The sequence below is a fragment of the Duganella sp. GW821-FHT07G03 genome (assembly GCF_059418605.1).
This window is the reverse complement of the sequence record NZ_JBWKQE010000014.1, coordinates 1-13886: the sequence shown is the minus strand read 5'-3', so window position 1 is coordinate 13886 and position 13886 is coordinate 1. Positions and strand designations below refer to the sequence as shown.

Annotated in this window: 4 protein-coding genes; all 4 read right to left on the bottom strand. The window is 68.2% G+C overall.

Features of this window, described 5'->3' with window-relative positions; all coding sequences use genetic code 11:
• Positions 1 to 3 precede the first annotated feature (3 nt).
• Complete coding sequence (locus tag AC07OK_RS18165) at positions 4 to 1371, bottom strand: HlyD family type I secretion periplasmic adaptor subunit (protein ID WP_494691614.1); 1368 nt, start codon at positions 1369 to 1371, stop codon at positions 4 to 6.
• Complete coding sequence (locus AC07OK_RS18160; RefSeq protein ID WP_494691613.1) at positions 1344 to 3494, bottom strand: peptidase domain-containing ABC transporter; 2151 nt, start codon at positions 3492 to 3494, stop codon at positions 1344 to 1346. The genes AC07OK_RS18165 and AC07OK_RS18160 overlap by 28 nt, the downstream gene beginning before the upstream one ends.
• A 201-nt stretch (positions 3495 to 3695) precedes the next feature.
• Complete coding sequence (locus AC07OK_RS18155; protein WP_494691612.1) at positions 3696 to 11594, bottom strand: beta strand repeat-containing protein; 7899 nt, start codon at positions 11592 to 11594, stop codon at positions 3696 to 3698.
• A 457-nt stretch (positions 11595 to 12051) separates the two neighbouring features.
• On the bottom strand, positions 12052 to 13886 hold a 1835-nt coding region (locus AC07OK_RS18150; protein WP_494691611.1), incomplete at its 5' end, for an SPM autocatalytic domain-containing protein.

Sequence of the window (13886 nt, the reverse complement as noted above, 5' to 3'; positions counted from 1 at the left end):
CGATCATGGCTCGCGGATCGATTCGTCCAGCGCCCGCGTCAGCGGGTACAGCAGGTAGGACATCACGGTGCGGTGGCCCACCACCACTTCGGCCGACACCGTCATGCCCGGCAGCAGCTGGGCGCCGTCGGTCATCTTCTTCAGCTTGCCCGTGTAGGGAATCCGGCTCAGGTAGTAGGCATCGAGCCCGCCGCCGTTCTTGTCGGCCGCCTCGCGCTTGAACGAATCCTGGCTGACGGTGCGCACTTTGCCCTCCAGCATGCCGTGCTGCTGGAACGAAAACGCGTCGACCTTGATGTGGGCCAGCGCGCCCGGCTTGATGTAGCCGATGTCGAGCGAATCGATCTGCACTTCGGCCTCCAGCTGGGCGCCCAGCGGCACCAGGGTGAACAGCGGCTCGGCCTCACGCACGATGGAGCCCACCGACAGCTTGCCGATCTCCAGCACCACGCCGTCGGCCGGCGCCAGCATGTGGATCGCCTTGGCGCGCTTGTCGGCCTTGGACAGTTGCTCGGCGACGCCGTCGCGGTCGCGCGTGGCGCTCAGCAAGTCCTCCATGGCCTTCTGGCGCCAGCTCTTGTCGAACGCGGCGCGTTCGGACTGGGCCGAGGCCAGCTCGCTGGCCATCTCGACCGCCTTGTTGCGCTGCAGGTCCATGTCGCGCTCGACTTCGAGGCGGCGGTCGCGCGCTTCCAGCAAATGCATCTTGGCGCCGAACTGCTCGGCCATCAGCTGCTCCTGCATGGCTTCCACCTCGCGCAGCGACTTGACGCGCTGGGCCAGGATCACCTGGTCGTGCTTGTTGGTTTCCAGCCCGGCCTTCAGGCGCGCGATGTTCTGGTCCATCTTGTTCTTCTGCGCTTCGAAGTTGCCTTTGCGTTCGGTCGACAACTGCGCCTGCAACAGGCTGTCGGCGCTCGAGCCGCTGCCGGTGACGGCGCCCGGCTGGCCGGCCAGCTCGGCGCGCAGGCCGGCGGCCTGGGTGTTGAGGCTGTCGAGCCGCACGCGCAGCTGCTGCTCGTCGGCGGCGGTGAAGGTCGGGTCCAGCGTGGCCAGCACCTGGCCTTTTTTCACCACCTGGCCGACCCGCACGTCGATGCTCTGGATGATGGAGGTGTCGAGCGGCTGCACCACGATATTGGGCAGCGGATTGACCAGGCGGCCGTGGGCCACCACGATCTTCTCCACCGGCGAGACGCTGGCCCAGACGATGAAGAACACGAACGCGGCCAGCATCACGTGCAGCGTGAGGCGCACGAACCGGGGCAGCGGGCCGCGCTCGATGGCGTCCGCATCGGGCAGGAAGGCGATTTCGGTTTCGTCCTTGCGGCGCCGCTTGAAGCTTAGAGGTGACTTGTTTGCTGGTTCCATAGGTGCTGGTAAGTGTCGCTACTGATGAGCAGTTCTTCGTGGCGGCCGGCATCGACCAGCCGGCCCTGTTGCATGACCATGATCTTGTCGGCGTTGACCAGGGTCGACAGGCGGTGCGAGATCATCACCACCGTGCGGCCCACCGCGATGCGCGACAGGTTGCTGATGAAGATGGCCTCCGACTCCGGGTCCAGCGCCGAGGCGGCCTCGTCGAGGATCAGGATGCGCGGCTTGGCCACCAGGGTGCGGGCGATCGACAGCCGCTGCTTCTGGCCGCCGGACAGGTTGGAGGCGTTCTCCTCGAGCACGGTGTCGTAGCCCAGCGGCAGGCGCTCGATGAACTCGTCGGCGCCGGCCGCGGCGGCGGCCTCGACCAGCTCCTCGAAGGTGGCGTCGGGCTTGGTCACCGACAGGTTCTCGCGCACCGTGCCGCGGAACAGGAAGTTCTCCTGCAACACCACGCCGATCTGGCGCCGCAGGTGCGACAGCTCGATCTCGCGGGCGTCGATGCCGTCGAAGCGGACGATGCCCTCCTGCACCGGGTAGAGGCCCTGGATCAGCTTGGTCAGGGTGGTCTTGCCGGAGCCGGAGCGGCCGACGATGCCCACCACCGTGCCCGGCTCGATGGTGAAGCGGGCCTTGTCCAGCGCCATCGCCTGCGCGCCGGGGTAGCGGAAGGTGACGTCGTCGAAGCGGATCTCGCCCTGCAGGATGGGGCGCAGGCCGTTGGCGCCGGCGCGGCCCTCGGGCGCGCGGTTCATCACCTCGCCCAGCATGCGCACCGACAGCGCGGTCTCCTGGTATTCGTTGACCAGGCCGACGATGGAGATCAGCGGCTGCGTGACGCGGCCCGACAGCATCTGGAAGGCGATCAGCGCGCCCACCGACAGCGTGCTGTCGAACACGTCGGCCGCGCCCACCACGATCAGCATCACCGGCAGCAGCTTGCCGAGGAAGTCGGTGACGGCGTTGCCGGCGATCGAGATCTGGCCGACCCGGAAGTGCATGGTGATGGCCTCGGCCGAGCGCTGGTCCCAGATGCGGCGCTGCGACGGCTCGATCGCCAGCGCCTTGACGGTGCGCATGCCGTGGATGGTCTCGACCAGCATGCCCTGGCGCTGGCCCTCGGCCGAGTACAGCGCGTTGAGGCGGCGCTGGAAGGTCGGCACCATGGCCATCACCACCGCCGCGATCATGCCGGCGAACAGCAGCACGATCATGGCCAGCTTGAACGAGTAGCTGAACAGAATCGGCACGAACACCAGCAGCGCGATCAGGTCGAGCGCGGTGAAGAACAGCCGGCCGGTCAGGAAGCTGCGGATCTTTTCCAGCTGCTGCATGTGGCGCGTGACCACGCCGGCGCTGGTGGTTTCAAAAAAGTCGATCGGCAGCGACAGCAGGTGGCTGAACACGCGGCGCGTCAGGCGCATGTCGATCTTGTTGGAGGCGGCCAGGGTCAGCGTCTGGCGCAGGAAGCCGAAGGTGGCGTCGAACAGCAGCGCGGCGATGATGCCCACCGCCAGCACCTGCAGCGTGGTCACGCTCTGGTGGGTCAGCACCTTGTCGATCACCAGCTGGAAGAAGATCGGCGAGGCCAGCGCCAGCAGCTGCATCGCGATGGCGGCGATGAAGATGTCGCGGAACGCCGCTTTCTGTTTCAGGATCTCGGGGATGAACCAGCGCAGGCCGAACGGCTGGTTGGGGTCGTTCAACTTGTGCTGGCGTTTGATGAACAACACCTCGCCGTGCCAGCGCTGCTCGAAGTCGGCGCGGCCGACCATCACCACGGCGGCGTTGGCGTTGACGGGATTGAGCACGGCGACCTGGTCCTCGGCCCCGTTCTCTCCGGGCTTGACGCCGACCGCGATCACCATGTTGCCGTCGACCAGGCGCGCCATCAGCGGGAACACGCCGCCCTGCGCCATCAGGCGCGACCAGGTCAGCTGGTCGGCCTTGGCCTTGAGGCCGATGTCCGAGGCGATCCGCAGCAGCGCGCCGGTGCCTGGTTCCTCGGCGCGCAACGCATAGTCGTCGATCAGGCGTTCCGGATTGATTTGCAGACCGTGATGCTGCGCGATCGCTGTCAGACACTGGATCGCGGTATGGGGAAATTTATCGTGCATAGGCCTGATGAATGGGAAAGAGCTGGGAAAAGCTTGCATTAGCGCACTATCGTGCCAGCCTTCGGATTCTAACCCAGCATAGTGTTTCCGGGAGGTTTTTGTGTGGCGCAAACACAGCGCAATTTACCTTGTTGTTCGGGGCATAAAAAAAACGGCAAGGCCCGCAGGCCTTGCCGTTCTTGCTGTCGCTATGAAAGCTGCTTACTTGGCAGCCAGGAAGCCCTGGTGGTTGCCGCCTTGCAGTGCTTTCAGGCGCAGCGTTTCCTCGCTTGCAGCCGAGTTGGTCGTCGCGGTCAGCTTGTTGTCGTAATTGCTGATCGCGTCGGCCATCGCCGCCACCGCCGTGTTGACGCTGTTCGGCACTTCCAGCTTGGCCGTGGTGGTGGTCGCTGCCGCCGCCGCGTCAAAGCTCGACATCGCCGAGGCCAGGCCGCTCACCGAGGTGGTCAGGCTGGTCGTGGCCGCGCCGGTCTGGAACCAGACGTCCGCTGCCGCGTGGCTGGCGCCGTCGGCGGTCTCGTAGGTCGAGGTGATACCGACGATGTTGCCGTTGTTGAGCGAGGCGTCTTGCTTGGCATCGAGGTTCAGCTTGGTGATGCCCAGCGATGCCAGCGATTTCAGCTCGTCGGCCTGGCTGACGCCGTCCGCGTTGCCATCCACCCACACACGCAGGTCGCCGAACGCGCTGTCCTTGGCGTCGACCACACCGTCGCCGTTGGTGTCGAGCTCGTTCAACGCGGCGTAGCCGTTGGTCGCCTTCTGACCGTTGGCCAGCGTGGTGCCCGAACCGAACAACTCGCCGCCGTCGTTGATCACGCCGTCGTGGTTGCGGTCCAGGGCCAGCAGGCCGTCGCCACCGCCGGCCCAGCCGGTGTTGACCTTGGTGCCGGTGGCGTTCAGATCGAAGTTCACGCCAGCCGACAGGCCCAGGGTGTTGATGCCGTCGCCGTTCAGGTCGAGCACGATCGGGGTGCCGAGCGGCGAAGGCAGGGCGTTGATCTGGTCGGTCGTCAGGCCCGGCACCTGGGCGCTGGTGATGGAGCAGATCTGGGTCGTGGTCATCGAGTGGATCTGGTCGGTCGTCAGCTTGGAGATCTGCAGCGTGCTCAGGGCCTGGATCGCCGTGGTGCGCAGCGCACGCAGGTCGTTGGTCTCGATCACCGAGATCTGGTCGGTGGTCAGGGCCTGGGCCTGGGCCGAGGTCATGGCGTTGAACTGGGCCGTGGTCATGCCAACGATCTGGTCGGTGGTGAGCGCCTTGACCTGGGCGGTGGTCAGCGCCGCCAGCGACGAGGTCTTCAGCGCGGCCACGTCCTCGGTGCCGAGCACCGCGACCGCGTTGGTCGACAGCGCCGCCACCTGGGCCGAGCTCAGCACCGCGACCTGGGCGCTGGTCAGCGCCACCACCTGGTCGGTGCTCAGGCCGGCCGACAGCACGCTGGTGCCGAGCGCGGCGACCTGGGCGGTCGACAGCGCGGTGAGCTGGTCGGTGGTCAGACCCACGCTCTGCGCGGTGCGCAGGGCGGCGATCATCGAGGTCTTCAAGGCGCCCACATCGGCGGTCTCGATCGCGGCGATGGAGTTGCTCGACAGCGCACCGAACTGATTGGTGCTGAACGCGCCGATCTGGCTCGCGGTCAGCGCCACCACCTGGTCGGTGGTCAGGCCGGCCGACAGGCTGTTGGTGCTCAGCGCGCCGATCTGCGCCGTGGTCAGGCTGGTCACCTGGCCGGTGGTCAGCGCGCCCATCTGGTTGGTCGACAGGGTCGCGATGTTGGCGGTCTTGAGCGCCACCAGATCAGCCGTCTCCAGCGCAACGATGTCGTTGGTCGACAGCGCGGTGGCCTGGGCGGTGGTCAGCGCGCCGGCCTGGGCGGTGGTCAGCGCCACCACCTGGTCGGTGGTCAGCGCCGTGACCTGGTTGGTCGACAGGCTGCCGATGACCGAGGTCTTCAGCGCGGCGAAGTCGGCCGTCTCCAGGGCCACGATGTCGTTGGTCGACAGCGCGGTGGCCTGGGCGGTGCTCAGCGTGGCGGCCTGGGCGGTGGTCAGCGCCACCACCTGGTCGGTGGTCAGCGCCGCGACGCTGGCGGTGGTGATGGCGGCCACCTGCGACACGGTCAGGTTGGACAGCTGGTCGGTGGTCAGGGCCTTGAGCTGGTTGGTGGTCAGGGCCGCGATCAGACTGGTCTTCAGGCCGACGATGTCGGCGGTCTCGATCGCCGCGATGTCGTTGGTCGACAGCGCGCCGAACTGGGCGGTGTTGAGGGCGCCGAACTGGGCCGAGCTCATCGCCACGATCTGGTCGGTGGTCAGGCCGGTCACCTGGCTGGTGGTCAGCGCGCCAACCTGGCCGGTCGACAGCGCGTGGATGCCGTCGGTGGTCAGGGCGCCGATCTGGTTGGTCGACAGCGAGGCGATCACGGCCGTCTTGAGCGCGGCCACGTCGGCCGTCTCCAGCGCGACGATGTCGTTGGTCGACAGCGCGCTGGCCTGGCTGGTGCCCAGCGCGCCGGCCTGGGCGGCGGTCAGCGCCACCACCTGGTCGGTGGTCAGCGCCGTGACCTGGTTGGTCGACAGGCTGCCGATGACCGAGGTCTTCAGCGCGGCGAAGTCGGCCGTCTCCAGGGCCACGATGTCGTTGGTCGACAGCGCGGTCGCCTGGGCGGTGCTCAGCGCGCCGGCCTGGGCCGTGGTCAGCGCCACCACCTGGTCGGTGGTCAGGGCCGCGATGTTGGCGGTCGAGATGGCGGCCACCTGCGACACGGTCAGGTTGGACAGCTGGTCGGTGGTCAGGGCCTTGAACTGGTTGCTGGTCAGGGCGCCGATGATGCTGGTCTTCAGGCCGACGATGTCGGCGGTCTCGATCGCGGCGATGTCGTTGGTCGACAGCGCGTTGAACTGGGCCGTGTTGAAGGCGCCGAACTGGGCCGAGCTCATCGCCACGATCTGGTCGGTGGTCAGGCCGGTCACCTGGCTGGTGGTCAGCGCGCCCACCTGGCCGGTCGACAGGGCGTGGATGTGATCGGTGCTCAGGGCGCCGATCTGGTTGGTGCTCAGCGCGGCGATCACGGCGGTCTTGAGCATCGCCACGTCGGCCGTCTCCAGTGCCACGATGTCGTTGGTCGACAGCGCGCTGGCCTGGCTGGTGCCCAGCGCGCCGGCCTGGGCGGTGGTCAGCGCCACCACCTGGTCGGTGGTCAGCGCCGCGACCTGGTTGGTCGACAGGCTGCTGATGACCGAGGTCTTCAGCGCGGCGAAGTCGGCCGTCTCCAGGGCGACGATGTCGTTGGTCGACAGCGCGGCCGCCTGGGCGGTGCTCAGCGCGCCGGCCTGGGCCGTGGTCAGCGCCACCACCTGGTCGGTGGTCAGGGCCGCGATGTTGGCGGTCGAGATGGCGGCCACCTGCGACACGGTCAGGTTGGACAGCTGGTCGGTGGTCAGGGCCTTGAACTGGTTGCTGGTCAGGGCGCCGATGATGCTGGTCTTCAGGCCGACGATGTCGGCGGTCTCGATCGCGGCGATGTCGTTGGTCGACAGCGCGTTGAACTGGGCCGTGTTGAAGGCGCCGAACTGGGCCGAGCTCATCGCCACGATCTGGTCGGTGGTCAGGCCGGTCACCTGGCTGGTGGTCAGCGCGCCAACCTGGCCGGTCGACAGGGCGTGGATGTGATCGGTGCTCAGGGCGCCGATCTGGTTGGTGCTCAGCGCGGCGATCACGGCGGTCTTGAGCACCGCCACGTCGGCCGTCTCCAGCGCCACGATGTCGTTGGTCGACAGCGCGCTGGCCTGGCTGGTGCCCAGCGCGCCGGCCTGGGCGGTGGTCAGCGCCACCACCTGGTCGGTGGTCAGCGCCGCGACCTGGCTGGTCGACAGGCTGCTGATGACCGAGGTCTTCAGCGCGGCGAAGTCGGCCGTCTCCAGGGCCACGATGTCGTTGGTCGACAGCGCGGCAGCCTGGGCGGTGCTCAGCGCGCCGGCCTGGGCCGTGGTCAGCGCCACCACCTGGTCGGTGGTCAGCGCCGCGATGTTGGCGGTCGAGATGGCGGCCACCTGCGACACGGTCAGGTTGGACAGCTGGTCGGTGGTCAGGGCCTTGAACTGGTTGCTGGTCAGGGCGCCGATGATGCTGGTCTTCAGGCCGACGATGTCGGCGGTCTCGATCGCGGCGATGTCGTTGGTCGACAGCGCGTTGAACTGGGCCGTGTTGAAGGCGCCGAACTGGGCCGAGGTCATCGCCACGATCTGGTCGGTGGTCAGGCCGGTCACCTGGCTGGTGGTCAGCGCGCCCACTTGGGCGGTGGACAGCACCTGGATGTCATTGGTGCTCAGGGCGCCGATCTGGTTGGTGCTCAGCGCGGCGATCACGGCGGTCTTGAGCACCGCCACGTCGGCCGTCTCCAGCGCCACGATGTCGTTGGTCGACAGCGCGGTGGCCTGGGCGCTGGTCAGCGCGCCGGCCTGGGCGGTGGTCAGCGCCACCACCTGGTCGGTGGTCAGCGCCGCGACCTGGTTGGTCGACAGGCTGCCGATGACCGAGGTCTTCAGCGCGGCGAAGTCGGCCGTCTCCAGGGCGACGATGTCGTTGGTCGACAGCGCGGCCGCCTGGGCGGTGCTCAGCGTGGCGGCCTGGGCGCTGGTCAGCGCCACCACCTGGTCGGTGGTCAGCGCCGCGATGTTGGCGGTGGTGATGGCGGCCACCTGCGACACGGTCAGGTTGGACAGCTGGTCGGTGGTCAGGGCCTTGAGCTGGTTGGTGGTCAGGGCCGCGATCAGGCTGGTCTTCAGGCCGACGATGTCGGCGGTCTCGATCGCCGCGATGTCGTTGGTCGACAGCGCGCCGAACTGGGCGGTGTTGAAGGCGCCGAACTGGGCCGAGGTCATCGCCACGATCTGGTCGGTGGTCAGGCCGGTCACCTGGCTGGTGGTCAACGCACCCACTTGCGCGGTGGACAGCACCTGGATGTCATTGGTGCTCAGGGCGCCGATCTGGTTGGTCGACAGCGAGGCGATCACGGCGGTCTTGAACGCGGCCAGGTCGGCCGTCTCCAGCGCCACGATGTCGTTGGTCGACAGCGCGCTGGCCTGGCTGGTGCCCAGCGCGGCGGCCTGGGCGGTGGTCAGCGCCACCACCTGGTCGGTGGTCAGCGCCGCGACCTGGTTGGTCGACAAGCTGCTGATGACCGAGGTCTTCAGCGCGGCGAAGTCGGCCGTCTCCAGGGCCACGATGTCGTTGGTCGACAGCGCGGCCGCCTGGGCGGTGCTCAGTACGGCGGCCTGGGCGCTGGTCAGCGCCACCACCTGGTCGGTGGTCAGCGCCGTGATGTTGGCGGTCGAGATGGCGGCCACCTGCGACACGGTCAGGTTGGACAGCTGGTCGGTGGTCAGGGCCTTGAACTGGTTGCTGGTCAGGGCGCCGATGATGCTGGTCTTCAGGCCGACGATGTCGGCGGTCTCGATCGCGGCGATGTCATTGGTCGACAGCGCGTTGAACTGGGCCGTGTTGAAGGCGCCGAACTGGGCCGAGGTCATCGCCACGATCTGGTCGGTGGTCAGGCCGGCGATCTGGGTGGTGGTCATGGCGGCCATCTGGCCGCTGGACAGGGCGTTGATGTCGTTGGTGCTCAGCGCGCCGACCTGGTTGGTCGACAGCGCGGCGATCACGGCGGTCTTGAGCGCGGCCACGTCGGCCGTCTCCAGCGCCACGATGTCGTTGGTCGACAGCGCGGTGGCCTGGGCGCTGGTCAGCGCGCCGGCCTGGGCGGTGGTCAGCGCCACCACCTGGTCGGTGGTCAGCGCCGCGACCTGGTTGGTCGACAGGCTGCCGATGACCGAGGTCTTCAGCGCGGCGAAGTCGGCCGTCTCCAGGGCGACGATGTCGTTGGTCGACAGCGCTGCCGCCTGGGCGGTGCTCAGCGTGGCGGCCTGGGCGCTGGTCAGCGCCACCACCTGGTCGGTGGTCAGCGCCGCGACGCTGGCGGTGGTGATGGCGGCCACCTGCGACACGGTCAGGTTGGACAGCTGGTCGGTGGTCAGGGCCTTGAGCTGGTTGGTGGTCAGGGCCGCGATCAGGCTGGTCTTCAGGCCGACGATGTCGGCGGTCTCGATCGCCGCGATGTCGTTGGTCGACAGCGCGCCGAACTGGGCGGTGTTGAGGGCGCCGAACTGGGCCGAGGTCATCGCCACGATCTGGTCGGTGGTCAGGCCGGCCATCTGGGTGCTGGTCATGGACGCGAACTGGGCGCTCGACAGCGCGTGGATGCCGTCGGTGGTCAGGGCGCCGATCTGGTTGGTCGACAGCGAGGCGATCACGGCCGTCTTGAGCGCGGCCACGTCGGCCGTCTCCAGCGCGACGATGTCGTTGGTCGACAGCGCGCTGGCCTGGCTGGTGCCCAGCGCGGCGGCCTGGGCGGCGGTCAGCGCCACCACCTGGTCGGTGGTCAGCGCCGCGACCTGGCCGGTCGACAGCGAGCCGATGACAGCGGTCTTCAGCGCGGCGAAGTCGGCCGTCTCCATGGCGACGATGTCGTTGGTCGACAGCGCGGCCGCCTGGGCGGTGCTCAGCGTGGCGGCCTGGGCGCTGGTCAGCGCCACCACCTGGTCGGTGGTCAGCGCCGCGACGCTGGCGGTGGTGATGGCGGCCACCTGCGACACGGTCAGGTTGGACAGCTGGTCGGTGGTCAGGGCCTTGAGCTGGTTGGTGGTCAGGGCCGCGATCAGGCTGGTCTTCAGGCCGACGATGTCGGCGGTCTCGATCGCGGCGATGTCGTTGGTCGACAGCGAGGCGAACTGGGCGGTGCTGAGGGCGCCGAACTGGGCCGAGCTCATCGCCACGATCTGGTCGGTGGTCAGGCCGGTCAGCTGGGCGGTGGTGGTGGCGGCCACCTGCGCGGTCGACAGCGCGCCGATCTGGTTGGTGGTCAGGGCGCCGACCTGGTTGCTCGACAGCGCAGCGATGGCGGCGGTCTTGAGCGCGGCCACGTCGGCCGTTTCCATGTTGGCGACCTGGTCGGTGGTCAGCGCGGCGGCCTGGGCGCTGGTCAGCGCGCCGGCCTGGGTCGTGGTCAGGGCCACCACCTGGTCGGTGGTCAGGGCCTTGACCTGGTTGGTGGTGAGGGCGCCGATGACCGAGGTCTTCAGGGCCTGCAGGTCGGCCGTCTCCATGGCGGCGATCTGGCTGGTGCCCATGTTGGACACCTGCGCGGAGCTCAGCACGGCGGCCTGGGCGCTGCTCAGCGCCACCACCTGGTCGGTGGTCAGGGTGCCGATGCTGGCGGTGGGGATGGCGGCGATCTGGGCGCTGTTGAGCGCGCCGATCTGGTCGGTGGTCAGGGCCACCAGCTGCGCGGTGCGCAGCGAGGCGAACACGGCGGTTTTGAGGGCGCCGATGTCGGCGGTCTCGATCGCGGCGATGCTGTTGGTCGACAACGCGCCAGCCTGCGCGCTGTTCAGCACGCCCACCTGGCTGGACGACAGCGCCACCACCTGGTCGGTGGTCAGGCCGCTGGCCAGGTCGGCGGTGCTCAGCGCGCCCACCTGGGCGGTGGTCATCACGCTCACCTCGACGGTGCTCAGCGACGACACCTGGGCCGTGCTCAGGGCGGCGATGCCGGCCGTCTTCAGGGCCACGAAGTCGGCCGTTTCCAGGGTCGACAGCACATTGGTGCTCAGCGCGCCCACTTGCGCGCTGCCCAGGGCGCCGGCCTGCGCCACGGTCAGGGCCACGCCTTGGTCGGTGGTCAGCGCGCCCAGCTGGGCGGTGGTCAGGCCCGTGATGGACGAGGTCTTCAGGGCGGCGAAATCGGCCGTCTCCAGCGCGGCGACCGAGTTGGTCGACAGCGCGGCCACCTGGGCCGACGACAGCTGCGCCACCTGGTTCGAGGACAGCGCCACAGTCTGGTCGGTGGTCAGCGCGACCGACAGCTGGGCGGTGGTGAAGGCGCCGACCTGGGCCGTGGTGAAGGCCCCGATCTGGTCCGTGGTGAACGCCCGGAACTGGGCGGAATTGAGCGCCGCAATATCAGAGGTGGCCAGCGCCGCTATCGAAGCCGTCGACAGTGCTGCGATCTGGTCAGTTGAAAAACTGGTTACGAGGCTCATTTCCATTCTCCTTGGGGTGCCGCACTGTTCTAGACGGACGAAGGTCGGAGCCCACGGGAATCATTTCCCCCCGGCTCCAACGTTAAATTGGGTACCACTTGCTATTTTGCTACGGAATTGCTTGAGTTAAACGCGAGAAAAGCGCTGGACTTTAGTTCTTAACGTCAATATCCAAGCCAACTTTAGGATACCAGCACCGGGATTTTTCCTACCGTTAACATTTTTATTGCTTGGCACCATCACATAGTTTTGGTTAATCGGTGACGGAAACCCCTGCGCCGGCAGCCGTCCTGAACGTACAAAGCGACAAATTTACTGAGTACATTAAAATTTTTTGTTTACTACGCGCAACGCGTATGCATTCCACGACACTTGCATTTCGCTACGAAAAACCGGGTCCGGAGGGCAAAACGGCAGGGCCTAAGCCCTGCCGTTCCTGCCGTGCTACGGATCCGTCTTACTTGGCCGGTGAGGCCAGGAAGCCGTGGCCGCCCTGCGATTGCAGCGCTTTCAGGCGCAGCTCGCTGTCGGTGGCCGCCTGGGTCTCGGCGCCCAGCGGCTTGTCGCTGAACTGCTTGATGGCGTCGGCCAGCTGGGCGACGTTGCTGCCGACCGCGCCCGGCAGGTCCAGCCTGGCGCTGGCCGGGGCCGCCGCGGCGCCGCCGGCAAAGCTGGACAGCGCCTGGGCCAGGCCGCTGACGTTGCCGCTCAGCTTGCTGACCGGCGTGGTGGCGAACCACACGTCGGCCGCCGCGTGGGTGGCGCCGTCGGCGGTCTCGAAGGTCGAGCTCAGACCCAGGATGTTGCCGTTGTTGACCGCGCCGTCCTGCTTGACGTCCAGGTTCAGCTTGGTGATGCCCAGCGCCTGCAGCGACTTGAGCTCGTCGGCCTGGCTGACGCCGTCGGCGTTGCCGTCGACCCAGACGCGCAGGTCGGCGAAGGCGCTGTCCTTGGCGTCGATGGTGCCGTCGCCGTTGGTGTCCAGCTCGGCCATGGCCTGGTAGCCGGTGGCGGCCTTCTGGCCGTTGGCCAGCGTGGTGCCCGAACCGAACAGCTCGCCGCCGTCGTTGATGACGCCGTCGTGGTTGCGGTCCAGCGCCAGCAGGCCGTCGCCGCCGGCGATCCAGCCGGTGTTGACCTTGTTGCCGTTGGCCAGCAGGTCGAACTGCACGCCCTGGCCCAGTGCGGTGGTTTGCACGCCGTTGCCGTTCAGGTCCAGCGCGATCGGGGTCAGGTAGGACAGCGCGTGGGTCTGGTCGGTGCTCATCGCGTGCACCTGGTCGCTGCTCAGCGCGTGCAGTTGCGCCGAGGTCATCGCGTGCACCTGGTTGGTGGTCAGCGAGGCCACTTCGGCCGTGCGCAGGCTGGCGATCTGGCGGGTGCTCAGCGCGGCGAACGCGGCGGTGCTCAGCGCCACCACGTCGGCGGTGTCGAGCGCGGCCAGCGCGTTGGTCGACAGCGCCACGGCTTGCGCGGTGGTCAGCGCCGCCACCTGGGTCGAGGTCAGCGCCACGCCCTGGTCGGAGCTCAGCACGCCCAGCTGGACGGCGCTCAGCGCGGCGATCTCGTTGGTCGACAGGGCGGCCACGCTGGAGGTCGCCAGTGCGGCGACGTTGCGGGTCGACAGCGCGGCCACTTGCTGCACGCTCAGCGACACGGCCTGGACGGTGGTCAGCGCGCCGATCTGGCTGGTGGTCAGGCCGCTGGCGAAGGCGGCGGTCGACAGCGCGGCGATCTGCGCGGTCGCCAGCACGCTGACCTGGGCGGTGGAGAGGCCAGCCAGCTGGGCGGTGCGCAGCGCGGCCAGGTCGGCGGTGGACAGGCCGGCCAGGTCGGCGGTCTCGATCGCGCCGATGCTGTTGGTGCTCAGCGCCACCACTTGCGCGGTGCCCAGCGCGGCCACCTGGTTCGAGGTCAGCGCGACGACCTGGTTGGTGCTCAGGGCGGCGATGCCGGCGGTGCTCAGCGCGGCCAGCGAGGCGGTCGCCAGCGAGGTCACCTGGCCGGTGGTCAGCGCCGTGACCTGGGCGGTGCTCAGCACGCCGATGGCGGCGACCTTGATCGCCGACAGGTCGGCCGTTTCCAGCGCGGCGATGGCGTTGGTCGACAGCGCGGCCACTTGCGCGGTGCCCAGCGCGGCGGCTTCGTTGGTGGTCAGCGCCACGACCTGGTTGGTGGTCAGGGCCTTGACCTGGTTGGCGCTCAGCGCGGCGATGGCGTTGGTCGACAGCGCGGCGAAGTCGGCCGTTTCCAGCGCGGCCACGCCGTTGGTGGTCAGGCCGGCCACCTGGG

Bases quoted from the DNA above. Each gene is read 5' to 3' on its own strand.
- AC07OK_RS18155 (WP_494691612.1), bottom strand. From the start codon at position 11,594: ATGAGCCTCGTAACCAGTTTTTCAACTGACCAGATCGCAGCACTGTCG.
- AC07OK_RS18160 (WP_494691613.1), bottom strand. From the start codon at position 3,494: ATGCACGATAAATTTCCCCATACCGCGATCCAGTGTCTGACAGCGATC.
- AC07OK_RS18165 (WP_494691614.1), bottom strand. From the start codon at position 1,371: ATGGAACCAGCAAACAAGTCACCTCTAAGCTTCAAGCGGCGCCGCAAG.